Annotated in this window: 20 protein-coding genes, 3 tRNA genes and 1 pseudogene; 22 read left to right on the top strand and 2 right to left on the bottom strand. The window is 44.3% G+C overall.

Annotated elements, in window-relative coordinates; all coding sequences use genetic code 11:
- Positions 1–6 precede the first annotated feature (6 nt).
- From RSK81_RS06655 to nt5e, 6 genes are all read left to right on the top strand, one after another.
- Positions 7–1,545 (top strand): glycosyltransferase family 39 protein, encoded by a 1,539-nt coding sequence (locus RSK81_RS06655; RefSeq protein ID WP_002924578.1) that lies wholly within the window; start codon positions 7–9, stop codon positions 1,543–1,545.
- Positions 1,542–2,294 carry a DUF4336 domain-containing protein gene (locus RSK81_RS06650; protein ID WP_002924579.1) on the top strand — a complete coding sequence of 251 codons (753 nt, stop codon included), beginning with the start codon at positions 1,542–1,544 and terminating at the stop codon, positions 2,292–2,294. Before RSK81_RS06655 ends, RSK81_RS06650 begins: the two co-directional genes overlap by 4 nt.
- 35 nt (positions 2,295–2,329) lie before the next feature.
- Positions 2,330–2,983: a uracil-DNA glycosylase gene (locus tag RSK81_RS06645; protein WP_002924580.1), complete on the top strand. Its 654-nt coding sequence runs from the start codon at positions 2,330–2,332 to the stop codon at positions 2,981–2,983.
- A gap of 8 nt (positions 2,984–2,991) precedes the next feature.
- Complete coding sequence (locus RSK81_RS06640; RefSeq protein WP_002924581.1) at positions 2,992–3,456, top strand: NUDIX hydrolase; 465 nt, start codon at positions 2,992–2,994, stop codon at positions 3,454–3,456.
- Positions 3,457–3,468: 12 nt separating this feature from the next.
- Complete coding sequence (locus RSK81_RS06635; protein WP_002924582.1) at positions 3,469–4,737, top strand: dihydroorotase; 1,269 nt, start codon at positions 3,469–3,471, stop codon at positions 4,735–4,737.
- A gap of 162 nt (positions 4,738–4,899) precedes the next feature.
- The gene (gene nt5e, locus RSK81_RS06630) at positions 4,900–7,056 is read left to right on the top strand and encodes a cell surface ecto-5'-nucleotidase Nt5e (RefSeq protein ID WP_315686259.1); all 2,157 of its coding nucleotides are present in this window, start codon (positions 4,900–4,902) and stop codon (positions 7,054–7,056) included.
- A 39-nt stretch (positions 7,057–7,095) separates the two neighbouring features.
- Here nt5e and plsY read toward each other — a convergent pair whose 3' ends face one another.
- Positions 7,096–7,746, bottom strand: a complete 651-nt coding sequence (gene plsY / locus RSK81_RS06625) for a glycerol-3-phosphate 1-O-acyltransferase PlsY (protein WP_315686257.1) — start codon at positions 7,744–7,746, stop codon at positions 7,096–7,098.
- Positions 7,747–7,936: 190 nt separating this feature from the next.
- On the opposite strand from plsY, the gene parE reads away from it, so the two are divergent.
- The 15 genes and pseudogenes from parE (at position 7,937) to RSK81_RS06550 (ending at position 20,676) form a co-directional block, all read left to right on the top strand.
- Positions 7,937–9,880 carry a DNA topoisomerase IV subunit B gene (gene parE / locus RSK81_RS06620; protein WP_002900288.1) on the top strand — a complete coding sequence of 648 codons (1,944 nt, stop codon included), beginning with the start codon at positions 7,937–7,939 and terminating at the stop codon, positions 9,878–9,880.
- An 18-nt stretch (positions 9,881–9,898) separates the two neighbouring features.
- The gene (locus RSK81_RS06615) at positions 9,899–10,837 is read left to right on the top strand and encodes a hypothetical protein (RefSeq protein WP_315686256.1); all 939 of its coding nucleotides are present in this window, start codon (positions 9,899–9,901) and stop codon (positions 10,835–10,837) included.
- 195 nt (positions 10,838–11,032) lie between these two features.
- The gene (locus RSK81_RS06610; RefSeq protein ID WP_315686254.1) at positions 11,033–11,776 is read left to right on the top strand and encodes a DUF6261 family protein; all 744 of its coding nucleotides are present in this window, start codon (positions 11,033–11,035) and stop codon (positions 11,774–11,776) included.
- Between the two features lie 30 nt (positions 11,777–11,806).
- On the top strand, positions 11,807–12,181 hold the full coding sequence (locus tag RSK81_RS06605) for a GNAT family N-acetyltransferase (RefSeq protein WP_315686252.1): 375 nt from the start codon (positions 11,807–11,809) through the stop codon (positions 12,179–12,181).
- Between the two features lie 13 nt (positions 12,182–12,194).
- Positions 12,195–12,800 carry a protein adenylyltransferase Fic gene (gene fic, locus RSK81_RS06600; RefSeq protein ID WP_315686251.1) on the top strand — a complete coding sequence of 202 codons (606 nt, stop codon included), beginning with the start codon at positions 12,195–12,197 and terminating at the stop codon, positions 12,798–12,800.
- 29 nt (positions 12,801–12,829) lie between these two features.
- A complete protein-coding gene (locus RSK81_RS06595; RefSeq protein ID WP_315686249.1) occupies positions 12,830–13,366 on the top strand; it encodes a GNAT family N-acetyltransferase in 537 nt (178 codons plus the stop codon).
- A 16-nt stretch (positions 13,367–13,382) separates the two neighbouring features.
- Positions 13,383–14,201, top strand: coding sequence for an aminoglycoside 6-adenylyltransferase (locus RSK81_RS06590; protein ID WP_315686248.1), 819 nt, complete (start codon positions 13,383–13,385; stop codon positions 14,199–14,201).
- A 242-nt stretch (positions 14,202–14,443) separates the two neighbouring features.
- Positions 14,444–16,894, top strand: coding sequence for a DNA topoisomerase IV subunit A (gene parC, locus RSK81_RS06585; RefSeq protein WP_002924601.1), 2,451 nt, complete (start codon positions 14,444–14,446; stop codon positions 16,892–16,894).
- Between the two features lie 170 nt (positions 16,895–17,064).
- A pseudogene (locus RSK81_RS06580) lies at positions 17,065–18,090 on the top strand (branched-chain amino acid aminotransferase); the annotation flags it as partial.
- Between the two features lie 106 nt (positions 18,091–18,196).
- Positions 18,197–18,427, top strand: a complete 231-nt coding sequence (locus RSK81_RS06575) for a DUF2969 domain-containing protein (RefSeq protein ID WP_002895433.1) — start codon at positions 18,197–18,199, stop codon at positions 18,425–18,427.
- A 49-nt stretch (positions 18,428–18,476) separates the two neighbouring features.
- A tRNA-Tyr gene (locus RSK81_RS06570) sits at positions 18,477–18,557 on the top strand.
- A gap of 49 nt (positions 18,558–18,606) precedes the next feature.
- Positions 18,607–18,678 (top strand) — tRNA-Gln (locus RSK81_RS06565).
- 163 nt (positions 18,679–18,841) lie between these two features.
- Positions 18,842–20,044 (top strand): 30S ribosomal protein S1, encoded by a 1,203-nt coding sequence (gene rpsA, locus RSK81_RS06560; protein WP_002897515.1) that lies wholly within the window; start codon positions 18,842–18,844, stop codon positions 20,042–20,044.
- Between the two features lie 87 nt (positions 20,045–20,131).
- Positions 20,132–20,203, top strand: a tRNA-Arg gene (locus RSK81_RS06555).
- A 56-nt stretch (positions 20,204–20,259) separates the two neighbouring features.
- A complete protein-coding gene (locus RSK81_RS06550) occupies positions 20,260–20,676 on the top strand; it encodes an NUDIX hydrolase (RefSeq protein WP_315686245.1) in 417 nt (138 codons plus the stop codon).
- Between the two features lie 44 nt (positions 20,677–20,720).
- Here the strand turns inward: RSK81_RS06550 and RSK81_RS06545 are convergent, their stop codons facing one another.
- Complete coding sequence (locus RSK81_RS06545; protein ID WP_002895436.1) at positions 20,721–21,707, bottom strand: L-lactate dehydrogenase; 987 nt, start codon at positions 21,705–21,707, stop codon at positions 20,721–20,723.
- 194 nt (positions 21,708–21,901) lie between these two features.
- Here RSK81_RS06545 and gyrA point away from each other — a divergent pair, with 194 nt between their 5' ends.
- The gene (gene gyrA, locus RSK81_RS06540) at positions 21,902–24,361 is read left to right on the top strand and encodes a DNA gyrase subunit A (protein WP_049547725.1); all 2,460 of its coding nucleotides are present in this window, start codon (positions 21,902–21,904) and stop codon (positions 24,359–24,361) included.
- Positions 24,362–24,373 lie beyond the last annotated feature (12 nt).

The raw sequence follows: 24,373 nt of genomic DNA, 5'->3' as shown, positions 1-24,373 counted from the left end.
AGAGCTATGTCTAAGATTTATCATCTATCCTTTTCGATATTACAGAAAGTTATGCTGATTACAGCGGTTCATTGGTTTCTGATTGCCATCTGGCATGTTTCAGAGCTGAATAGTATAGCTATTATTGCTTTTGCTGGCTTGACTTATATGGCCTATCGCTATCGGCATTTGCTAGAAAAAGCTTATCATTGGTTGATGAAGCATAAATTTCTTATTATGCTAGCTGTCTTTATTTTTCAGCTGATTATGCTCTTTTCGGCAGAGCTTTTGATTAGACGGGATGCAGCAGTTGTCTTTACAGGTGCTTTCAAAACTCTGAAAGAAAGCTCCATTTCCAGCTATCTGACCCGGAATCCTAACAATGTCTCTCTCTTTCTCTACGAGCGTTTTTTCTTTAATGTATTTGGGGAATCTGGTCTATGGGTCATGCAGGCCTTGAATATTGTTTATACTAACGTAACGGCCTTGATTCTCTACAAGGGCTGCCAAAAGTATTTTTCCCAAAAGGCTGCAGATGCTGTCTTTAGTCTTTATGTGCTTTTACTGGGCTTTTCTCCTTATTTCTTTTCAATGTATACCGATATTCCGCCCCTTCCTTTCATCAGTCTGCAGATTTTCCTAGTTCTGGGATTGCTGAAGGGAGAGGAAACCAGTCGACAGCTGATTTGGCGTAGTATTTTGCTTGGGCTGATGACTAGTCTGGCTTTCTTCTTTAGACCAACAGTAATGATTCTGCTGATAGCCGTCTTTGGAGTCCTCTTTTTCAAAAAGAACTGGAGGAAGTTCTTTCTGACACTAGTCGTTTTTGCTTGCAGTTTTGCGATTAGCTATGCCCCGCTGCATTACTGGTCCAAGCATCAGACAGAGGTGCCAATTATGAAAGGAGAGGGACTATCAAAGGGTCCCCTGCTCTTTATCAATTTGGGTCTGACCTTCAATGGCCACAATCAGGAAGATATGAAAGAAGGGCTCTTGCAGTATATCGAGCCCGATAAGCAATATGACTATAACAATGGCATGTTTGCCAAGGAATATGTTGTTAAGGAAATCAAGCGTCGCTTAAGTGAATATAATCCTTTGACTTTAGCTCATCATCTCTTCCACAAGCAGTCTCTGACTGTAGCAGAAGGAGATTTGGGCTGGCTCTACCGCAGTGTTGAAAATGAAAAGACGCCTTATATATCGCCTTTTTACCAAGATACGAAAGATAATCCTTTAACTCAGTTTGTCCGTGACTTCTTCCTGAACACTGACAAGTCAGAATTTGTCTATTTCTCGCTGTCCAAGCAGGTGGTTTGGATTGTTATGGCAGCAGGACTTATCTTTGCCCTTTGGAAATATCGCTCCAGTGATGAGCTGAATTTTCTAACTTTAGCTGTTTTTGGTGGCCTGCTCTTTTTGCAGATTTTCGAAGGAGGCAAGACGCGTTATCTGATTCAGTTTTTGCCACAGATTTTGGTTCTGTCTGCCTTAGGATTGGCCCAGTACCCACAAGCTCTAGGGAAGTTTCGCTTTTGGATTAGAAAGAAGGACTCTTTGAAATGAAAAAACCTGTTCCTACCTATGAACCGCTTTATACCTTGAAACCTATTGCCGAGAATATCTGGATTGTCGACGGTGATTTGATTGAGATGGATGCGGTTCTGACACAGTTGCCCTTTTCCACCCGCATGACTGTCATCAAGTTAGCAAATGGCCAGCTCTGGTGTCATTCACCAATCCAACCAAATCAAGCCTTGTTTGACCAGTTGGACGCTTTGGGACCAGTTGCGCATCTTGTTTCACCTAATAAGATTCACTATGCCTATATAGCTGACTGGAAGAAGCGTTATCCTGAGGCAATTGCTTGGTCTAGCCCAGGAGTGGAAGAGAGAGCAGCCAAGCAGAAAATACCAGTCTCTTTTGATGAAAAGCTGACAGATGAGGCTCCAGAAGCTTGGGCAGGTCAGATAGATCAGTTGGTTTTCAAGGGAAGTACTTATATTGAGGAAGTTGTCTTTTTTCATAAGGACAGTCAAACCTTGATTTTGACAGATTTGATTGAGAATTTTGAAACAGAGCATTTTCCAAGTCAGATTCGCGGCAAGGCTTATAAATTAGTTCGTGTTGCAGCTCCGGATGGCCAGACGCCTATTGACTACCGTATGACCTTTATCGGTCATCAAAAAGAAGCCAAAGAATGTCTAGAGCAGATGCTAGCTTGGCAACCGGAAAAAATCATCCTAGCCCACGGTTCTTGTTTTCTGGAAAATGGCAGAGCAGAACTCAAAAGAGCACTTAGGTGGATAAGATAAGAGAATTTTATCGTAGGAAATGAGAGGAGACATATATGCAACATTCAGCTTGGCACGCTTTGATTAAGGAGCAGCTGCCGGAAGGTTATTTTGCAAAAATCAATCATTTTTTAGACGAAGTGTATGCTTCAGGGACCATTTACCCACCTCGGGAAAAGGTTTTTAATGCGATTCAGACGACAGATTTAGCGGATGTTAAGGTGGTTATTTTAGGGCAGGATCCCTACCATGGACCGAGACAGGCACAGGGCTTGAGTTTTTCTGTACCCGATGACATTCCGGCTCCGCCTTCTTTGCAGAATATTCTCAAAGAACTGGCTGATGATATCGGAGTGAAAGAGTCGCATGATTTGACTTCCTGGGCTCAGCAGGGTGTTCTCTTGCTCAATGCTGGTCTGACAGTGCCTGCTGGCCAGGCCAATGCGCATGCCGGCTTAATCTGGGAGCCTTTTACAGATGCTATTATCAAGGTAGTTAATGAGAAGACCGATCCAGTTGTCTTTATCCTATGGGGGTCTTACGCCCGCAAGAAAAAAGCCTTGATTAGTAATTCCCAACATTTGATTATCGAGTCAGCTCACCCAAGTCCACTGTCTGCTTACCGTGGTTTCTTTGGTAGTAAACCTTTTTCTCGGACCAATGATTTCTTAGTGGCTAAGGGATTGGAGCCTATCAATTGGTTAGCATAGGAGGTAGTATGGTTCAGTTAGCAACGATTTGTTATATCGATAATGGCCGGGAGTTTCTCATGCTACACCGTAACAAAAAGCCCAATGATGTCCATGCTGGGAAGTGGATTGGTGTCGGTGGCAAGCTAGAGCGAGGAGAAACCCCGCAGGAATGCGCTGCACGTGAGATTTTAGAGGAAACAGGTCTAAAGGCCAAGCCTGTTCTTAAAGGCGTTATCACTTTTCCGGAGTTTACTCCCAACTTGGACTGGTACACCTACGTCTTCAAGGTGACGGAGTTTGAGGGGGAATTGATTGACTGCAACGAAGGTACTCTGGAATGGGTGCCCTATAATCAGGTTTTATCTAAACCAACCTGGGAAGGCGATCATACCTTTGTTGAGTGGCTTCTAGAAGACAAGCCTTTCTTTTCTGCAAAGTTTGTTTATGATGGGGATAAGCTGTTGGATACGCAGGTGGACTTTTACGAATAAGGAGATGAGACGATGCTATTAATCAAAAACGGACGAGTTATGGATCCTAAGACTGGTTTTGACCAAATTTCCGACCTCTTGGTTGAGGGGAAGAAAATTGTCAAAGTTGGTCAAGATTTGCAGGCAGAAGGAGCAAAAGTTATTGATGCCAGTGGTTTGGTTGTGGCTCCAGGTTTGGTGGATATACATGTGCATTTCCGGGAGCCGGGCCAGACTCATAAGGAAGACATTCATACGGGGGCCTTGGCAGCAGCAGCAGGTGGTTTTACGACCGTTGTAATGATGGCCAATACCAATCCGACCATCTCTACAGTTGAAACTCTGAAGGAAGTGCTGGACTCGGCTAGTCGTGAAAATATCCATATCAAGTCGGTTGCAACAATTACAGAGAATTTTGATGGACAGCATCTGACAGATTTCCAAGGTCTCTTGGCAGCTGGTGCAGTAGGTTTTTCTGATGACGGTATTCCACTGACCAACGCTGGCATTGTCCGCAAGGCTCTGGTAGAAGCGCGTAAAAATAACACTTTTATCAGCTTGCATGAGGAAGATCCTAATCTTAACGGCATACTTGGTTTCAATGAACATATTGCTAAAGAGCATTTTCATATCTGTGGCGCGACAGGTGTGGCAGAGTACAGCATGGTTGCCCGCGATGTTATGATTGCTTATGATGCAAAGGCCCATGTGCATATTCAGCATTTGTCCAAGGCTGAGAGTGTAAAGGTGGTGGAATTCGCTCAGAAGCTAGGCGCTCAAGTCACCGCTGAAGCAGCACCTCAACACTTCTCTAAAACAGAAGCTCTGCTATTGACCAAGGGCAGCAATGCTAAGATGAATCCGCCTCTGCGCTTAGAATCGGACCGTCTGGCGGTTATCGAGGGGCTCAAGTCTGGTGTCATTTCTGTCATTGCGACAGACCATGCTCCACATCATGCTGACGAAAAAAATGTAGCGGATATCACGCAGGCGCCTTCTGGTATGACTGGTCTTGAGACTTCGCTTTCTCTAGGTCTGACCTACCTTGTTGAGGCTGGTCATCTGAGTTTGATGGAACTTTTGGAAAAAATGACAGTCAATCCAGCTCAGTTGTATGGCTTTGATGCTGGCTTCATCGCTCAGGATGGTCCAGCCGATTTGACAATATTTGACCCAAAAGCAGATAGACTTGTGACTGATCACTTTGCCTCCAAGGCGGGCAATTCACCTTTCGTTGGTGAAAAGCTGAAAGGCCAAGTGAAGTTTACCATCTGTGATGGGGAAGTTGTCTTTGAGGGATAATATAGTTCAGACTCTGATGAATTTCAGAGTCTTTTTAACATAGAAAATTTTCTAGTAATTTTCTGAAAAACCGAATTTTTGTTGAAATAGTAGTGGTTTAGTTCCTTTTTGAGCCAAAAAGATGTATAATATAACAAAATACTAAAGAGGAGTGTTCGTTATATGAAGAAGAAATTTTTCATCTTACCTGTTCTATCGACAGTGCTTTTGGCACCTGCTTTTTTGGCTCATCAAGTCTCTGCAGAAGAGGCACAGGCTAGTCCAGAGCCGGCAACGACTGAGTTGACCAATCAGCCAGCTGCTGAGACAGCTTCTGCAGCGCAACCAACTGCTCCAGCAGCTTCAGCAGAAGAAAAGCCAGCAGATAGTCAGAATGCAGCTGCTCTGGCTGCTCCAGCTGCGACAGAAGCCGCTGCAGCTCCAGCCCAGTCTGAAAACTTGCCAGAGGCTACAATTCTCCATACCAACGATGTGCATGGCCGCATCGTAGAGGAAAAAGGCGTTATCGGTGATGCTAAGCTGGCTACTGTTATCAAGGAAGAGCGCGCTAAAAATCCTAAAGTGCTAGTTGTGGATGCGGGTGATGCCTTCCAGGGGCTGCCAATTTCCAATAGCTCAAAAGGTGAAGAACGTGCTAAAATCCTCAATGAAATTGGCTACGATGCTATGGCAGTCGGTAACCATGAGTTTGACTTTGGTCTGGATGAGGCAAAGAAATACAAGGAAATTCTTAAATTCCCACTCCTAAGTTCCAATACCTACGCTAATAATGCTCGAGTTTTCCAAGCATCTACCATTGTAGACAAGGATCCAGCGGTTGAGGGAGATGAGTTTGTGGTAATCGGTGTAACAACACCAGAAACTGCTACAAAAACTCACCCTAAAAACATCCAAGGTGTGACCTTCACTGATCCAATCACAGAGGTTAATCGAGTTATTGACGAAATTGAAGCACGCGCAGCGGCAGAAGGAAAGAACTACAAAAACTATGTTGTTCTGGCTCATTTGGGTGTTGACACGACCACACCGACTGAGTGGCGCGGTTCAACCTTGGCTGAAGCTCTTTCTAAAAATCCTAAGCTCAAGGGCAAGCGCGTAACCGTTATTGACGGCCACTCCCATACAGTAGAGTCTACGACTTATGGCGATAATGTCACCTACAACCAGACCGGTAGTTACCTCCATAATATCGGAAAAGTAACTTTCAAAGCTAATCAACTTCTGGGAAATCCTCAGCAAATTCCTGCTGAAATAGCTAAAAAAGTCACTCCAGACCCAGTTGTAGCAGACATGGTCAGCAAGATTAAAGCTAGGTACGACGCAGATAATGCCAAGGTTATCGTAGCAAACAGTCCTGTAGAGCTTAATGGCGACCGTGAAAATGTCCGCGTTCGCGAAACCAATCTGGGTAATGTCGTAGCCGATGCTCTCTACGATTATGGTCAAACTGGCTTTGCCAATAAAACAGACTTGGCTGTTACTAACGGTGGCGGCCTGCGCGAAACTATTGCCAAAGACAAGCCCATCACCAAGGGAGATGTCATCGCCGTATTGCCTTTTGGGAACACTATTTCTCAAATCAAGGTGACTGGTCAAAATATCGCAGATATGTTTGCCAAATCTCTGGGCTCTATTCTTCAGGAGAAAGATGGCAAGCCTGTGCTGGATGAGAACGGACAACCCTTGCTAGAACCAAGCGGTGGCTACCTGCAAATCTCTGGAGCTAAAGTCTACTACGACACCACTCTGCCAGCTAATCAACGTGTCCTCCACATTGAGATTAAGAACAAAGAAACGGGTGTTTATGAGCCTCTTGATCCAAATAAGACCTACTATCTGACGACCAATGACTTCTTGGCTGCTGGTGGGGATGGCTATACCATGCTGGGTGGCCCTCGCGAGGAAGGACCATCTATGGATGTGGCCTTCGCAGACTATCTGGCAAAAGCTGATTTGACAGCCTATGCGGTTATCAATCCAAACTCACGCGCTATCTCTATTTCATCTACTAAGGATACAGATGGTGATGGCTACAAAGATATTGAAGAAATCAAGCAAGGAACAGATCCGGCCAATGCAGCTTCCTACCCAGCTGGTGCCAAAGCAGCTGATCCTGGAAAAGAGGCAGCGCCACTGGTTAATACTCCAAAACAAACTAAGCAAGTACCTGTCCATGTTGCCAAGACCTTCACTAAGGAACCTGCAGCTAAAGAACTGCCACAGACAGGCAGCGAATCAGCAGTTGCCCTGAGCTTAGTTGGTATGGTTTTAGGATTCTTTGGATTGGCAGGAATTAAGAAAAGTCATAAAGAAGACTAGATAGAAGACACAATAAAACGGAAGTTGTTCACTTCCGTTTTATTTCTTAGCCTCAGGATTTTGATGTGTGATATTCAAGCCCCAAGGAATTAAGTTTTCTTTTTTCTGTTTGATACGTTGGATATTGTCCTTGTGCCGGAGGATAATAATCAAAGCCAGCGCAATGATAATCAGAGTGAAGAAGAGATCATAGTTGGGCAGTATAAAGCCAGCTAGAGGAAAGAGCAGCGCCGACAGGATAGCGATGACTGCTGAGAGCACACTTGCCAGAGAAATCATACTTCCTAGATAGAGGATGCTGGCAAAGATGACAATCAGATAGACAAAAAAGGCAGGTGAGAAGCCCAGAACAACCCCTGCACTGGTTGCCACGGCCTTGCCGCCCTTAAAGCCAGCAAAGATGGGAAAAGTATGACCGATTACGGCCAAGAGGCCAAAGACAAGCGGCGAAACTCCCTCAATATGCAAAAAGAAAGGCAGCAGGGTCGCTGCAGTTCCTTTGAGAAAGTCGATAGCAAAAGTAGCCGTCCCCGCCGTCTTTCCCAAAATACGGAAAGTATTGGTCGTTCCGGTATTGCCGCTGCCGTATTCTCTCAGGTTCTTTTTAAAGAAAATTTGCCCAATCCAAAGTCCGGTCGGAATAGAGCCCAGTAAGTATGCGAGTATTAATCCAATTATCGTGTTCATCATGATTTTATTATACCATTATTTCGCTTTCTTACAATAGAAAAGGATAGAATTTATAGCAGGAAATGTCTACTCGGATATTGGATTGTTCTTCGTGTAAAATCCGCTCTCATCAGCAGTTTTTTCAAAAAAATCTTTGCAATATTTGCCAAAAACTTGTAAGATAGAAAAGATGAATCATTAGGAGGTTCTTGTGGCAAAAAAGGAAATCAATATTAACAATTATAATGACGATGCCATTCAGGTATTAGAAGGGTTGGATGCCGTCCGCAAGCGTCCAGGGATGTATATCGGATCGACCGACGGAGCTGGACTCCACCATCTGGTCTGGGAGATTGTGGACAATGCTGTTGATGAGGCCCTGTCAGGCTTCGGCGACCGGATCGATGTGACGATAAACAAAGACGGAAGTCTGACGGTCGCAGACCACGGACGCGGGATGCCAGTCGGCAAGCACGCTATGGGGATTCCTACGGTTGAAGTCATCTTCACCGTTCTCCACGCCGGCGGTAAGTTTGGTCAAGGTGGCTATAAAACCTCGGGCGGTCTCCACGGTGTAGGGTCCTCTGTTGTCAATGCCCTGTCTAGCTGGCTGGAAGTGGAAATCACACGCGATGGCACTGTTTACAAGCAGCGCTTTGAAAATGGTGGGAAACCTGTCACCACACTCAAGAAAATCGGCACTGCACCTAAGTCCAAGTCTGGGACCAAAGTGACCTTCATGCCGGATGACACGATTTTTTCAACGACAGACTTCAAGTACAACACCATTGCGGAACGACTTAAGGAATCTGCCTTCCTGCTTAAGAATGTCCGTCTGTCGCTGACTGATGCGAGGACTGGCGAAGAAGTAGAGTTCCACTATGAGAATGGGGTTGAAGACTTTGTCAGCTATCTCAATGAAGACAAGGAAACCTTGACTCCTGTCCTCTATTTCGAGGGCGAGGAGAGCGGCTTTCAAGTTCAGGTGGCTCTCCAGTACAACGACGGTTATGCCGATAATATCCTGTCTTTTGTCAATAACGTCCGCACCAAGGACGGCGGTACCCATGAGACAGGGCTCAAGACCGCTATCACAAAGGCTATGAACGACTATGCCAGAAAGACGGGCCTGCTCAAGGAAAAGGACAAGAATCTGGAAGGCTCAGACTACCGCGAGGGTCTGGCTGCTGTCCTGTCCATTCTGGTCCCTGAGGCTCACCTGCAGTTTGAAGGCCAGACCAAGGACAAGCTAGGCAGTCCTTTGGCTCGTCCGGCCGTGGACTCCATCGTCTCTGACAAGCTGACTTTCTTCCTCTTGGAAAATGGTGAGCTGGCATCTAACCTCATCCGCAAGGCCATCAAGGCTAGAGATGCCAGGGAAGCGGCCCGCAAGGCGCGTGACGAAAGCCGGAATGGCAAGAAAAATAAAAAAGACAAGGGCTTGCTCTCTGGTAAGCTGACTCCAGCTCAGTCCAAGAACCCAGCCAAGAACGAACTCTATCTGGTCGAGGGAGACTCTGCCGGTGGCTCTGCTAAGCAAGGCCGTGACCGTAAGTTCCAAGCCATCCTGCCCCTGCGTGGGAAGGTTATCAATACCGCCAAGGCTAAGATGGCTGATATTCTCAAGAACGAAGAAATCAACACCATGATCTACACGATTGGAGCGGGTGTTGGGTCAGACTTTACCCTTGAGGATGCCAACTATGACAAGATTATCATCATGACCGACGCGGACACCGACGGTGCCCATATCCAGACCTTGCTGCTGACCTTTTTCTATCGCTATATGCGCCCGCTGGTCGAGGCTGGCCGCGTCTATATCGCCCTGCCGCCTCTCTACAAGATGTCCAAGGGCAAGGGCAAGAGCGAAGTTGTTGAGTATGCCTGGACCGATGGCGAGCTGGATGACCTGCGCCGCAAGTTTGGCAAGGGAGCCATGCTTCAGCGCTACAAGGGGCTCGGTGAAATGAACGCCGACCAGCTCTGGGAGACGACCATGAATCCTGACACCCGCACCCTCATCCGTGTCACCATTGAAGACCTAGCCCGAGCCGAACGCCGTGTCAATGTCCTCATGGGCGACAAGGTCGAACCACGGCGCAAGTGGATCGAGGATAATGTCAAGTTTACGCTGGAAGAAGCGACTGTGTTTTAGTATAGTATAGGAAATATTATGGTGAGACAGAATTATTTTGAGTTTATTAAAAGTATGCGCTTTGATGCTAAGAAAGAAATAGACATAGTAAAAAAAATACTGCAAGAAGATATCTATATAAAAAATTATAAAACTAATCTTCAGAAATTTTTTTCTAATGGATATAAAAAGTATTATCCAGTGGAGAAGAAAGGACAGCATGTTACATTTGAAGAAAAATTTACAGTCATTTATCAACATTTTACCAGTGTTGATTGCCTTTATACTGTTTTTGAATTTATTTCAGATTTATATTCAGAAATAATAAATAAAGATAAATTTGTAAAAAACTATGTGACGTCTAAGGAATTTGAAAAAATATATCATTATGCAGGTTATATTCCTGAAACTGATGATGAAAGGGAAATCTGGGCAGAAGTTATAAATTATACTCCTCTAATGGATCAATACGAAAAATTATGTGAAAGATTAGAGTATTCTTTAGATAAAACAAATCATGAATTGATTACTTTAGATAATGGTAATAGAATCATTGTTGAAAAGAATGTTTATGCTTCGGAAGTTTCTCAGATTTTATCTGAATCGAATATGCAAGATGCGATAAAGGTTTTAGAATATAATCATTTTGCAAATAAGGGAAATATTCAGCGTAAGAAAGAAATACTTATTACTTTAGCGAACTACCTTGAGCCATTGAGAAAAGAACTGAATAATTCTGAGGAATTAAAGGAGGTGTTCAAAGTTAATAATCAAAAGATTATTGCGTTTGAAAAGCTTTTTGAAATGTATAATAATTTTGGTCTAAGACACAACAATGCTAAACAATATCATCTTGATATGACTAATGATAAACTAGAACAATGGTACGATGATATCTACACCTCATCCTTGTTTGTTATTCTAAGCTTGGATGAAGCTAGAATTTTATCAGAATTAACGTTTTTAAGAGAAGGATGACTCAATCCCACATTTGAAATTACCTTCCCTAGCTCTAAAACAAGAAATCCCACATGAAGAATTTCTTATCTAGCAGCAAAAAACCAAATCCTACATGTGTAATTTGAGTTTTTAGAGCAAAAGCCGAACGTTTACATGTGTTCCGAGCGGTTTTGGAGCAAAAGATTAAAAAACACATGAAGAAAGAGGAGTTTTATGAAAAAAGAATATGGAATCACTAGTTTAACTGTACGTAATTTAGAAAACAACGGATTTTTCCAGCTCATGTCCGAGAGTCGGAGCGAGGTTGCGGCATTTATCAAGGAAAATAAGGTGGATGGCATTTACACGACCAAGCTGGATGAGATGGACAAACTTCTGGAACAGCTGCAGGGCGGGCTTCATCAGACCAAGTCCAGCAAGCTGGTGGCTAGTCTGGATCAGGCTGACCGCGAGCGCGATGATGCCTTGGGCACACTCCAGTCTTTGGTTCGGGCCTTTGCAAGAGTTAAGGATGCAGCGACCAAGGAAGCTTACGAAACCCTGTCTCAGCTCCTGAAAAACTACACCGGTCTAGCTGCAACTAGCTTGGAAAAGGAGACCGAGGGCATCAACCACCTACTCCAAGAGCTGAAAAAACCAGCCTACCAGACAGCGCTGGCTAAGCTTCATCTGGAAGCCCATGTCGACAGTCTGGCTGCTGCTCAGAAGGCCTTTGAAAAAGTCTACAAGGAGCGACTGACTGAGCTCAAGGGCAAGACACTGAGCCAGAATAAGAACGTCCGCCTCAAACTGCAAGAAATCTATGATTTTCTAGTGGATTTCACTGCAATCATTGCCTACGCTTATCCTGAAAGAACTCACGTGGTTAATCTCCGCGACCACCTCAACACCATTCGCAGCCGCTATAAAAAACGCAAACCAGCTAAGAAGGTGAAAGAAGAAGTGGCGGAGCGTTAATTAAGTCTAACAGATTTGGAGGAATAGAAGATGATTATCAGACCTGCAAGCAGAAAAGATTGTCAAGCTATTTATAGCCTTTATCAAAGTGAAAAATGGCTTTCTTTTACAGAGGAAAAAGTGACATCTCTATTTTCAACAAATCTGTCTCATTACTTGGTGCTTGAAGAGGACCAGAAAATCCTTGGCTTTGCCCGTTATCTGACGGATGAAGTACTAACGACCTTTTTAGCTGAAATGATCATTGATAAGTCCTACCGCAGAAAAGGACTGGGACAGCAGCTGATTGAGGAGATCCGCAAAAAATATCCCTTGACACGGATTGAATTAATATCTGAAGCAGATGGATTTTATCGGGCAATAAGTTTTAAGCCTGTTGGTACAGGATTTAGAAAATCTGAATGAAAGGAGACAGCCAATGACTCTTGACAATAAACTGTGCCTGACGGATTCGCTTGAACTAGCCAAGATGGAAGAAAAAATCAGCAAGACCCGAGCTAAAGAGCTTTTTGAAGAGCAGCTTTTGGACGATAAAGCAGCTGGCACCTATGCCACTCTGGCCTTTATCCACGGGTTCTTGTTTGAAGAAATATATGACTTCGCTGGTCAGATTCGGACAGTCAATCTCTCTAAAGGGAATGTTCGTTTTGCGCCTGTCATGTATCTGGTAGCTTCCTTGGAAAATGCTGATCGCATGCCTCAGCAGACCTTTGATCAGATTGTCGAAAAGTATGTGGAGCTAAATATTGCCCATCCTTTCCGCGAGGGAAATGGCCGAAGCATGAGGCTTTGGCTGGATCACCTACTCAAGGCTGAGCTGGGGCAAGTCGTGGACTGGTCTCAAGTGGACAAGGAAGATTACCTCCTAGCTATGGAGCGCAGCCCCATTCGAGATACAGAAATCAAGCATGTCCTCAAGCAAGCCCTCACAAAGGACATTCATAACCGCAACCTCTACATGAAGGGCGTTGACCATAGTTACTACTATGAAGGTTATAGCCTATATAAAGCTGAGGACTTGTGAGATAAGAAAGTTTGTGGAGGAGTGATTAGATGACTATTCTTGAAACAGACCGTCTCATTTTACGGGATTTGCAGGAATCTGATTTGCAAGCTTTGATTGCTCTGAATCAGGATCCAGAGGTCATGCAGTATTTCCCAAAGCCATATAGTCAAGCAGAGTCCTTGCGTCTTTATCAGGGCATTCAAGATGAAGTTGAGGCTTATGGCTACAGTCTTTGGGCTGTTGAAGAAAAGTCCAGTCAGGAGTTCATCGGCTTGGTAGGTCTGCACCATTCGGGTTTACAGATTTTTGCTGGAAAAGAAGCTGTAGAAATAGGCTGGCGTCTGCGAAAAGAGTTTTGGAATCGTGGTTATGCGACGGAGGCTGCCCAAGCCTGTCTAGACTTTGCTTTTCAGCAAGCTGGCTTGTCAGAAGTATACTCTTTTACATCCTTACTCAATCTCCCTTCGCAAAAAGTCATGCAAAAGCTAGGCATGGAATTTGTCAAAGAATTTGATAATGAAAAAGTTCTAGCAGACAGTCCGCTTTATAGGCATGTCCTCTACAGAATCGAGAGTTTCCACTAAAAAGGCAGGTATTCCCATGAGAACTGAATCCGAAATGTTTGATGTGATTTTGCAAACCGCAAAAGCGCTACTGGTCGAGGCTGTTGCTATGTCCGGCTCGCGGACAAATCCAAATGCTCCCAGGGATGAGTTCCAAGACTATGATGTGGTCTACATTGTGGAGGATTTGGATGCTCTGGTGGCTGACCTTGCTTGGTTGGAAAAGTTTGGCAAGCGCATGATTGAGCAGCATGTCCTACTAGACCATCGCCGCCTCTATCTCATGCTCTTTGAAGATGGCAATCGGATAGATTTGACCCTTTGTCCTAAGGTGCACATCAAAGAGTGGGTGGATAGCGAAGCAGATTTCACTGTGCTGGATGACGTGCAGGGGCTGTTTGCTCCTTATGCACCGACACCCAAGCGCTATTGGACTGCACCAGCCAGTGCGACTGACTTTGACAAATCCTGCAATGAATTCTGGTGGGTGTCAGCTTATGTAGTCAAGGGCATTCATCGAAACCACCTTGTCTATGCGACGGATCATCTGTATGGAATCTGTCAACAAGAATTGCTCAAGCTTTTAGCTTGGCAAGTGGCAGCAGATAAGGGGACGGTTGATGTTGGCAAGAACTACAAGTACCTCTTTCAGTATTTGCCTGCTGAGAAAGAGAAAGAATTTGCAGCCTTGCTTGACTTTTCCGAACAGAAAAAAATCACCAGGTCTCTCTTTGCTACCATGGAATTTTTCCACAAAGAAGCACAAGCTTTCTCTCTCAAAACTGGCTTCCACTATGACAAAGAAAGCGCAGAGAAGATGATTGAGTATGCTGAGGCAAGACTTCCCAATCACTGACTATATAAAGAACGTAATTTAAAACATTAAACTACAGAAAGGATAGTTTGGTTACTTATAGTAACTGAACACGGGACTAATTTCCGTAAAATATCCTTTATTTTATAAAAAAATACTCTACATTCTTTGAAAGGAGTTGAACACGCCCTAAATACTGTGTGAAAAAGATAAATTCTCTTGTGAGCATCGCTCACAGCAAGAATTGCCTATTTTCACTTTGTATTTTACGGGCTCTGTATCCTATGAGTAACATTCAAAACATGTCCCTCGAGGACATCATGGGAGAGCGCTTTGGTCGCTACTCCAAATACATCATTCAGGAGCGGGCCTTGCCGGACATTCGCGATGGCTTGAAGCCTGTTCAGCGCCGTATTCTTTATTCCATGAACAAGGACGGCAATACCTTTGACAAGGGCTACCGCAAGTCTGCCAAGTCTGTCGGGAACATCATGGGGAATTTCCACCCTCACGGTGACAGCTCCATCTACGATGCCATGGTCCGCATGTCTCAGGACTGGAAAAACCGTGAGATTCTCGTTGAGATGCATGGCAACAACGGTTCTATGGACGGTGATCCGCCGGCGGCTATGCGTTATACTGAGGCGCGGCTGTCTGAGATGGCTGGCTATCTTTTGCAGGATATCGAGAAAGATACTGTTCCTTTTGCTTGGAACTTTGACGATACCGAGAAGGAGCCGACTGTTCTGCCGGCAGCCTTTCCTAATCTTTTGGTCAATGGAGCAACTGGGATTTCCGCTGGTTATGCGACCGACATTCCACCTCATAATCTAGCCGAAGTCATTGATGCGGTCATCTATATGATTGACCATCCGTCGGCCAAGGTGGACAAACTCATGGAGTTTCTACCTGGTCCAGACTTCCCGACAGGAGCCATTGTCCAAGGCAGAGATGAGATTAAGAAAGCTTACGAGACTGGTAAAGGTCGCGTCGTGGTGCGCTCCAGAACTGAGATTGAAAAGCTAAAGGGCGGAAAAGAACAAATCGTCATCACCGAGATTCCTTACGAGATTAATAAAGCGGTCTTGGTCAAGAAAATCGACGATGTGCGGGTCAATAACAAGGTGGCCGGCATAGCTGAGGTACGGGACGAATCCGACCGTGACGGTCTTCGCATTGCCATTGAGCTCAAGAAAGACGCTAATACCGAGCTGATTCTCAACTACCTTTTCAAGTACACTGATTTGCAAGTCAATTATAACTTCAACATGGTGGCAATCGACAACTTCACGCCTCGTTTGGTGGGGATTGTACCAATCTTGACCAGTTATATTGCCCACCGCAAGGAGATTATTCTGGCTCGCAGCCGTTTTGACAAGGCCAAGGCTGAGAAACGGCTCCATATTGTGGAAGGTTTGATTCGGGTTATTTCCATCTTGGACGAAGTGATTGCCCTGATTCGTGCTTCAGAAAACAAAGCAGACGCCAAGGAAAATCTTAAGGTCAGCTATGATTTCACAGAGGAGCAGGCTGAGGCTATCGTCTCTCTCCAACTCTACCGTTTGACCAATACAGACGTAGTGGTTCTGGAAGAGGAGGAAGCAGAGCTGCGCGAGAAGATTGCCATGCTGGCAGCCATTATCGGCGATGAGCGCACCATGTATAATCTTATGAAGCGAGAGCTCCGCGATGTCAAGAAGAAGTTTGGCAATCCGCGTCTCAGCGAGCTGCAGGATACAGCAAACACCATTGAAATTGATACAGCTAGTCTGATTGTTGAGGAAGAGACCTATGTCAGCGTGACACGTTCTGGCTATATCAAGCGAACCAGTCCGCGTTCTTTCTCGGCTTCGACCCTAGAGGAGATGGGCAAGCGTGACGATGACAGACTGATTTTCGTTAGCTCGGCCAAGACGACTCAGCATTTATTGATTTTCACCAGCCTGGGAAATGTCATTTACCGGCCTGTTCATGAGCTGTCAGACATCCGCTGGAAAGAAATCGGAGAACACCTCAGCCAGACCATTAGCAACTTTGATACCAAAGAAGAGGTTATTTATGCAGAGTTGTTGGATAGCTTTGAGGAAGGGACTTACTTTGCAGCGACTAAGTTAGGTCAAATCAAGCGAGTGGAGCGCAAGGAATTCAGCCCTTGGCGGACCTATAAGTCTAAGTCACTCAAGTTTGCTAAACTGAAAAATGAAGACGACCAGGTCATTGCTCTGGCGCCGATTAAGCTGGATGATGTTATGCTCGTGACCAAGAATGGCTATGCCCTTCGCTTCAATATTGAGGAAGTTCCTGTCATCGGAGCTAAGGCAGCTGGGGTTAAAGCCATCAATCTCAAGAAAGACGATGTCCTAGCAGCAGCCTTTATCGCCAATACAGACTCGCTCTACCTCCTAACTCAGCGCGGTTCGCTCAAGCGTATGGCAGTCGCAGATATTCCTGTTACCAGTCGAGCAAATCGCGGTCTTCAAGTTCTTAGAGAGCTTAAGACCAAGCCGCATCGTGTCTTTGCATCCGGACCAGTCTTTGGCGAAACAGTGGACTTTGATCTCTTCACAACAGAAGCAGAAGCCAGAGAGGAGCAGATTTTGCAGGTGCTTTCTAATAAAGGAACGGCCTATGAAATCAATCTGGCCGACCTCAGCCTGTCTGAGAGAACTAGTAATGGCAGCTTCATTTCTGATACCATTTCAGACGAAGAAGTCTTCTCAGCTTATATCAAGTAATCATCAAACCAGTTCACAGGAGCTGGTTTTTTTCCAATTTCTATGAGTTTGATAGCGGAACAAAAGACTGAATAACAAAATTTTCTGAAAATTGAAAATAATACTTGAAAATATCTCAAAAAGGTGTAAAATAGGGAGTATCTAAAAATGAAGTTTGGAAGAAGAGGAGAAAGACCATGACTGTAAATCTTGACTGGGAAAATCTAGGATTCTCATATATGAAACTGCCTTATCGCTACATAGCATACTATCGCAACGGCCAGTGGGAAGAAGGAACGTTAACAGAGGACGCTACGCTCCATATCTCTGAGTCGTCTCCTAGCCTTCACTACGGCCAGCAGGCTTTTGAGGGGCTTAAGGCTTATCGAACTAAGGATGACAGTATTCAGCTTTTCCGTCCAGATAAAAATGCGGAACGTTTACAGCAGACAGCTGATCGCTTGCTCATGCCGCAAGTTCCTACAGAAATGTTTGTGGATGCAGTTAAGCAGGTTGTCCGAGCTAATGAAGAATATGTACCACCATACGGAACAGGCGGAACCCTTTATATTCGGCCTCTCTTGATTGGAGTTGGCGATATTATTGGCGTGAAACCAGCTGAAGAATATATTTTTACGATCTTCGTAATGCCGGTTGGAAATTACTTCAAAGGTGGTCTGACTCCAACTAACTTCATTGTGTCAGATGACTATGACCGCGCGGCACCGCACGGAACTGGTGCGGCAAAAGTGGGTGGTAATTACGCTGCTAGCTTATTACCAGGAAAGATTGCTAAGGATAAGCATTTCTCTGATGTGATTTATCTGGATCCAGCAACCCATACCAAGATTGAAGAAGTAGGTTCTGCCAATTTCTTTGGTATCACCAAGGATAATGAGTTTGTAACGCCTCTCAGTCCGTCTATCTTGCCATCCATCACCAAGTACTCTTTGCTTTATCTGGCCGAGCATAGACTAGGGCTCAAACCGATCGAAGGAGACGTTCCTCTGGCAGACTTGGGTAAATTTACTGAAGCTGGCGCTTGTGGAACAGCTGCAGTCATCTCTCCTATCGGTGGTATCCAGCATGGAGATGATTTCCATGTCTTTTATAGCGAGACTGAAGTCGGTCCAGTCACTCGCAAGCTGTATGACGAATTGACTGGTATCCAATTCGGTGATGTTGAAGCGCCAGAAGGTTGGATTGTAAAAGTATAATCTAAAAACTGTCCTTGATTGGGCAGTTTTTTCTGTGATTCTAGCCTAAGATAGCTTGCGTACTCAGCTATTTTCGTGTACAATAGAAATTTGAAAGAGGTAAGTTATGAGTAAAAAAGACAAAAAAATTGAAATTCAAATCACAGACAGCAAAGTGAAAGTCGGAGCAGACCAATTTGACGGTTATAGTCTTGCTATTGGCAAGAAGGTTATCGGAGAGATTGCCGAACTAGATGGCCAGTTTGCAATCATCAAAAATGGAAATGCTGAAAGTTTTTATAAAAAACTTGAAAGAGCCGTGGAAACTTTGATTGAAACCTATAATTTAAGCAAATAGGGCTTGCATTTTCATTGTATCAATGTTATAATAGATAGCGTTGATTGTCGGAGAGATAGCGAAGAGGCTAAACGCGGCGGACTGTAAATCCGCTCCTTCGGGTTCGGGGGTTCGAATCCCTCTCTCTCCATTAGCGTTCATTGTGACGATGATAAAGTGACTTTTGTCAGCGCTCTTTTTGGGGTATAGCCAAGCGGTAAGGCAAGGGACTTTGACTCCCTCATGCGTTGGTTCGAATCCAGCTACCCCAGTTCTTAGGTAATAGATCTGATAAAATAATAAAATGTCTTTAGGTGTTTTATTTCTTTATAGGATGGAAATCGTTAACGATAGATCAATGTCATTTGCGGGTGCTTAGGAAAATAAATAAGTAGTATGTCAAGCGAAAGCTTGATTGTTGGAGGATTTTTTTAGATGAATGAATTTGAAGATTTGCTAAACAGTGTTAGCCAAGTTGAGCCAGGTGACGTCGTTACTGCTGAAGTATTGACTGTTGACGCTAACCAAGCTAATGTTGCAATCGCTGGAACTGGTGTTGAAGGTGTTTTGACTCTTCGTGAGTTGACAAATGACCGCGACGCTGATATCAACGACCTTGTAAAACCAGGTGAAACACTTGAATTGCTTGTTCTTCGTCAAGTAGTGGGTAAAGATACAGACACAGTAACTTACCTGGTATCTAAAAAACGTTTGGAAGCTCGCAAAGCTTGGGACAAATTGGTTGGTCGTGAAGAAGAAGTTGTCACTGTTAAGGGCACTCGTGCTGTTAAAGGTGGACTTTCAGTTGAGTTTGAAGGACTTCGTGGATTTATCCCTGCTTCAATGCTTGATACTCGTTTCGTTCGTAACACTGAGCGTTTTGTAGGTCAAGAGTTTGATGCTAAGATTAAAGAAGTAGATCCAAAAGAAAACCGCTTCATCCTTTCACGTCGTGAAGTTGTAGAAGCTGAAGCTGCAGCAGCACGTGCTGAAGTCTTTGGTAAGTTGAATGTTGGTGATATTGTAACTGGTAAAGTTGCTCGCATCACTAGCTTCGGTGCTTTCATTGACCTTGGCGGAGTTGACGGACTGGTTCACTTGACTGAATTGTCACATGAGCGCAACGTATCACCTAAATCTGTTGTATCAGTTGGTGATGAAATTGAAGTGAAAGTTCTTGACTTGAACGAAGAAGAAGGACGCGTATCCCTCTCTCTTAAAGCAACAACACCTGGACCATGGGATGGCGTTGAGCAAAAACTTGCTGCAGGCGATGTGATCGAAGGAACTGTAAAACGTTTGACTGATTTCGGTGCTTTCGTTGAAGTATTGCCAGGTATCGATGGATTGGTTCACATCTCACAAATTTCTCACAAACGTGTTGAAAGCCCTAAGGATGCCCTTAAGGTTGGTCAAGAAGTGACTGTTAAGGTTCTTGAAGTGAATGCTGCTGATGAGCGTGTATCACTTTCTATCAAGGCTCTTGAAGAACGTCCAGCTCAAGAAGAAGGACAAAAAGATGAGAAACGCCAATCACGTCCTCGTCGTCCAAAACGTCAAGAAAAACGTGACTTTGAACTTCCAGAAACTCAAACTGGATTCTCAATGGCTGATTTGTTTGGCGATATTGAATTGTGATTAGTTAAAAGAAGTTGAGAAATCTCAACTTCTTTTTCTGATTTTCACTTGTATTTTCAGAGAAAATCAGTTATAATGAATTAGTTGCCACCCTTAGTGTAATGGATATCACGTAAGATTCCGGTTCTTGAGATGGGAGTTCGATTCTCTCAGGGTGGATGACTTAAAATTGGACTCTTCGGAGTCTTTTTTGCTCTTTCTTGGAGGAATATGCAATGACAGTAAAATTAATCGCCCATACCTTGATTGAGAAGGAGGGGAAGTATTTGCATATCAAACGCTCTAAGATAAAGCGAGGTCTTCCTAATGTCTATCCATCTTATTGGGATATTCCAGGCGGAAGTGTAGAAGAGAATGAGCTGCCCAGAGAGGCAGCACTACGTGAAGCTATGGAGGAGGTTAATCAAAAGCTTCGGATTAATAAGATTATCCATGAAGATAGTCAGTTTGATGCTAGCAAAGATACTGTTTTTACACGTTTAGTTTATGCGGGTAGAATTACGGAGCAGCGTGATATTATATTAGATCCAGAAGAGCATTCAGACTTTGTCTGGATTACTTCTTTAAAAGACCTAGAGAAGAAGCTCATCGTACCTTATTTGATTGATATTTTTGCTGACAAATCTGTATAAAGCAACAAAAAAACATCCCCTTTTATTAGGAGATGTTTTTAAAATTAGTTTTTAGATGCTTCTTGGAATTCTGGATTCTTCCATGCTTCATCAATAATTGCTTGCAATTCTTTAGCAGAAGCTTGCATTTTTTGAGTCTCAGCATCGTTAAGTGGGATGTTTACTGGACGTACGATACCGTGAGCACCAACGATAGCTGGTTGACCAATGAAGACATTTTCAACGCCATATTGGCCTTCTTGGAAGACTGACAATGGCAATACTGCATTTTCATCGTCAAGGATAGCTTTTGTGATACGAGCCAAAGCAACCGCGATTCCGTAGTAAGTTGCTCCTTTTTTGTTAATGATTGAGTATGCTGCGTCACGAACGGAGATGAAAAGATCAACCAAGTCTTGTTCGTTCAAGTCGCGGTTAGCTTGCAACCATTGCTCCAATTTCACACCTGCAACGTTAGCGTGTGACCAAACGGCAAACTCAGAGTCACCGTGCTCACCCATGATGTAGGCATGGACAGAACGAGCATCGATGCCAATCTTTTCAGCAAGAGCTTGACGGAAGCGAGCTGAGTCAAGTGAAGTACCTGAACCAATAACGCGCTCTTTAGGGAAACCAGAGAATTTCCATGTAGAGTATGTCAAAACGTCAACTGGGTTAGCAGCAACGAGGAAGATACCGTTGAAGCCTGATTCAACAACTTGAGTAACGATAGATTTGTTGATAGCCAAGTTTTTACCAACAAGGTCAAGACGAGTTTCACCTGGTTTTTGAGGTGCACCTGCAGTGATAACAACGAGGTCAGCATCCGCACAGTCTGCATAAGTAGCTGCATAGATTTTTTTAGGTGAAGTGAAGGCAAGGGCGTGGCTAAGGTCTTCAGCATCACCGACAGCCTTTTCAAATAATTGAGGAATTTCAATGATACCAAGTTCTTGAGCAATACCTTGGTTTACAAGAGCAAATGCGTAAGATGAACCTACAGCACCGTCACCGACAAGGATGACTTTTTTATGTTGTTTAGTAGCAGTCATTTCTAAACATCTCCTTATTTTTTTAGGGAATATTTCCCGTACACATTCATTCTACCACTTTTGCCATATTTTGTCACGGTCAACTTGTATATCTAGCGATGTAAACGTTTTTACAAACGGTTCAAAATACTGAAAAATTAAAGAAAATGTGGTATAATAAAGGGTAGTTTAATATGAAAGAAAGGCATTTTTTAATGCAAGACAGAAACTTAGTAAATGTTAATCTGACTAGTGAAATGAAGACTAGTTTCATTGATTACGCTATGAGTGTTATCGTGGCTCGGGCACTTCCTGATGTTCGTGATGGTCTCAAGCCAGTTCACCGTCGGATTCTCTATGGTATGAATGAGCTTGGCGTGACGCCTGAAAAGCCTCACAAGAAATCGGCTCGTATTACAGGGGATGTCATGGGTAAATATCACCCGCACGGAGACTCCTCTATTTATGAAGCGATGGTACGGATGGCTCAATGGTGGAGCTATCGCTATATGCTTGTAGATGGCCATGGAAACTTCGGTTCTATGGACGGAGACGGAGCCGCTGCTCAGCGTTATACAGAAGCACGTATGAGCAAGATTGCTCTGGAGATGCTTCGCGATATTAATAAAAACACTGTTGATTATATTGACAACTATGATGCCAGCGAGAGAGAACCTGTAGTTCTTCCTGCTCGCTTCCCTAACTTGCTTGTAAACGGTGCGACAGGGATTGCCGTCGGGATGGCGACCAATATCCCACCTCATAATCTTGGTGAGTCTATTGATGCGGTTAAGCTTGTCATGGATAATCCGGAAGCAACGACTCGTGATATCATGGAAGTCCTTCCTGGACCAGATTTTCCGACAGGAGCACTGGTTATGGGCAAGTCTGGTATTCACCGGGCTTATGAAACAGGGAAGGGTTCGATTGTGCTTCGTTCTCGCACTGAAATCGAAGAGATGAAAAACGGCCGAGAGCGAATTGTCGTAACCGAGTTTCCGTACATGGTTAATAAGACTAAGGTCCATGAGCATATTGTTCGTCTGGTGCAGGAAAAACGCATTGACGGTATCACAGCTGTTCGTGATGAGTCCAACCGTGAAGGAGTTCGTTTTGTCATTGAGGTTCGTCGTGATGCCTCTGCTCATGTCATTCTAAACAACCTTTTCAAGCTGACTCAGATGCAGACCAATTTCAGCTTCAATATGTTGGCTATTCAAAATGGTGTGCCGAAGATTCTGTCTCTTCGTGAGATTTTGTTGGCTTATATTGAGCACCAAAAGGAAGTGGTGACTCGACGGACGGTCTTCGATAAAGAAAAGGCAGAAGCTCGAGCTCATATCTTGGCTGGTTTGCTGATTGCGCTGGATCACATTGATGAAGTGATTCGGATTATCCGTAATAGCGAAACGGACGCAGAAGCACAGGCTGAATTGATGGCTAAGTTTGAGCTATCTGAACGCCAGAGTCAGGCTATCCTCGATATGCGTCTGCGCCGTCTGACTGGTTTGGAACGTGATAAGATTCAGTCAGAGTATGACGAGCTGATTGCCTTGATTGCAGACTTGGCTGATATTTTGGCTAAGCCAGAGCGCGTTATCGCTATTATCAAGGAAGAATTAGACGAGGTCAAACGTAAATTTGCGGATGATCGCCGAACTGAGCTGATGGTGGGAGAAGTTCTTTCTCTTGAAGATGAAGATTTGATTGAGGAAGCGGATGTTTTGATTACCCTGTCTAATAAAGGCTATATTAAACGTCTGAACCAGGCTGAATTTACCGCTCAGAAACGCGGAGGCCGCGGTGTTCAAGGAACTGGTGTCAAAGACGATGACTTCGTCAAAGAGCTTGTTTCAACGAGTACCCACGATGGACTGCTCTTCTTTACTAACAAGGGCCGAGTCTATCGTCTCAAAGGATATGAAATCCCTGAGTACGGCCGGACAGCCAAGGGCTTGCCTGTTGTTAATCTTTTGAAACTGGATGAAGGAGAGACTATTCAGACTATTATTAATGTCCAGCAAGACCGAAGTGATGATTCCTATCTCTTCTTTACTACCCGTCATGGGGTGGTCAAACGGACCAGTGTGACAGAATTTGCTAATATTCGTCAGAACGGTCTTAAGGCTTTGAATTTGAAAGATGAAGACGAGTTAATCAATGTCTTTCTGACAGACGGTGCTGCAGATGTTATCATTGGTACGAAGTTTGGTTATTCTGTCCGCTTCAATGAGACAGCTGTCCGGAGCATGAGCCGTATAGCGACTGGTGTTCGCGGAGTTAATCTTCGAGATGGTGACCAGGTCGTTGGAGCTGGAGTGATTGCTGAAGGAGACGAAGTGCTTGTCATTACCGAAAAAGGCTATGGTAAGCGAACTCTTGCTAGTGAGTACCCAACCAAGGGACGTGGTGGTAAAGGGATTAAAACAGCCAATATCACTGATAAGAACGGACCTCTTGCTGGTCTGATGACTGTTACTGGCGAGGAAGATTTGATGATTATCACTAATACTGGTGTCATCATCCGGACCAGTGTGGCGAATATTTCTCAGACTGGCCGCTCAACTATGGGAGTTAAGGTCATGCGTCTGGACCAAAATGCACAGATTGTCACCTTTACAAGCGTCGAAGCAGACGATAAAGAAGATGTAGCAGAGGAAGAAAACGAATCGTAAAAGAGGACCTCT

It is taken from the genome of Streptococcus sp. DTU_2020_1000888_1_SI_GRL_NUU_041A (assembly GCF_032387735.1).
Classification (GTDB): Bacteria; Bacillota; Bacilli; order Lactobacillales; family Streptococcaceae; genus Streptococcus; species Streptococcus sanguinis.
Note: the sequence above shows the minus strand (reverse complement) of the source record. Positions and strands in the feature narration are given on the sequence as shown.

What these genes read in the sequence shown, in the direction of transcription:
- RSK81_RS06655 (WP_002924578.1), top strand. Translation starts at nt 7, where the DNA reads ATGTCTAAGATTTATCATCTATCCTTTTCGATATTACAGAAAGTTATG.
- RSK81_RS06650 (WP_002924579.1), top strand. Translation starts at nt 1,542, where the DNA reads ATGAAAAAACCTGTTCCTACCTATGAACCGCTTTATACCTTGAAACCT.
- RSK81_RS06645 (WP_002924580.1), top strand. Translation starts at nt 2,330, where the DNA reads ATGCAACATTCAGCTTGGCACGCTTTGATTAAGGAGCAGCTGCCGGAA.
- RSK81_RS06640 (WP_002924581.1), top strand. Translation starts at nt 2,992, where the DNA reads ATGGTTCAGTTAGCAACGATTTGTTATATCGATAATGGCCGGGAGTTT.
- RSK81_RS06635 (WP_002924582.1), top strand. Translation starts at nt 3,469, where the DNA reads ATGCTATTAATCAAAAACGGACGAGTTATGGATCCTAAGACTGGTTTT.
- nt5e (WP_315686259.1), top strand. Translation starts at nt 4,900, where the DNA reads ATGAAGAAGAAATTTTTCATCTTACCTGTTCTATCGACAGTGCTTTTG.
- plsY (WP_315686257.1), bottom strand. Translation starts at nt 7,746, where the DNA reads ATGATGAACACGATAATTGGATTAATACTCGCATACTTACTGGGCTCT.
- RSK81_RS06615 (WP_315686256.1), top strand. Translation starts at nt 9,899, where the DNA reads ATGGTGAGACAGAATTATTTTGAGTTTATTAAAAGTATGCGCTTTGAT.
- RSK81_RS06610 (WP_315686254.1), top strand. Translation starts at nt 11,033, where the DNA reads ATGAAAAAAGAATATGGAATCACTAGTTTAACTGTACGTAATTTAGAA.
- RSK81_RS06605 (WP_315686252.1), top strand. Translation starts at nt 11,807, where the DNA reads ATGATTATCAGACCTGCAAGCAGAAAAGATTGTCAAGCTATTTATAGC.
- fic (WP_315686251.1), top strand. Translation starts at nt 12,195, where the DNA reads ATGACTCTTGACAATAAACTGTGCCTGACGGATTCGCTTGAACTAGCC.
- RSK81_RS06595 (WP_315686249.1), top strand. Translation starts at nt 12,830, where the DNA reads ATGACTATTCTTGAAACAGACCGTCTCATTTTACGGGATTTGCAGGAA.
- RSK81_RS06590 (WP_315686248.1), top strand. Translation starts at nt 13,383, where the DNA reads ATGAGAACTGAATCCGAAATGTTTGATGTGATTTTGCAAACCGCAAAA.
- parC (WP_002924601.1), top strand. Translation starts at nt 14,444, where the DNA reads ATGAGTAACATTCAAAACATGTCCCTCGAGGACATCATGGGAGAGCGC.
- RSK81_RS06575 (WP_002895433.1), top strand. Translation starts at nt 18,197, where the DNA reads ATGAGTAAAAAAGACAAAAAAATTGAAATTCAAATCACAGACAGCAAA.
- rpsA (WP_002897515.1), top strand. Translation starts at nt 18,842, where the DNA reads ATGAATGAATTTGAAGATTTGCTAAACAGTGTTAGCCAAGTTGAGCCA.
- RSK81_RS06550 (WP_315686245.1), top strand. Translation starts at nt 20,260, where the DNA reads ATGACAGTAAAATTAATCGCCCATACCTTGATTGAGAAGGAGGGGAAG.
- RSK81_RS06545 (WP_002895436.1), bottom strand. Translation starts at nt 21,707, where the DNA reads ATGACTGCTACTAAACAACATAAAAAAGTCATCCTTGTCGGTGACGGT.
- gyrA (WP_049547725.1), top strand. Translation starts at nt 21,902, where the DNA reads ATGCAAGACAGAAACTTAGTAAATGTTAATCTGACTAGTGAAATGAAG.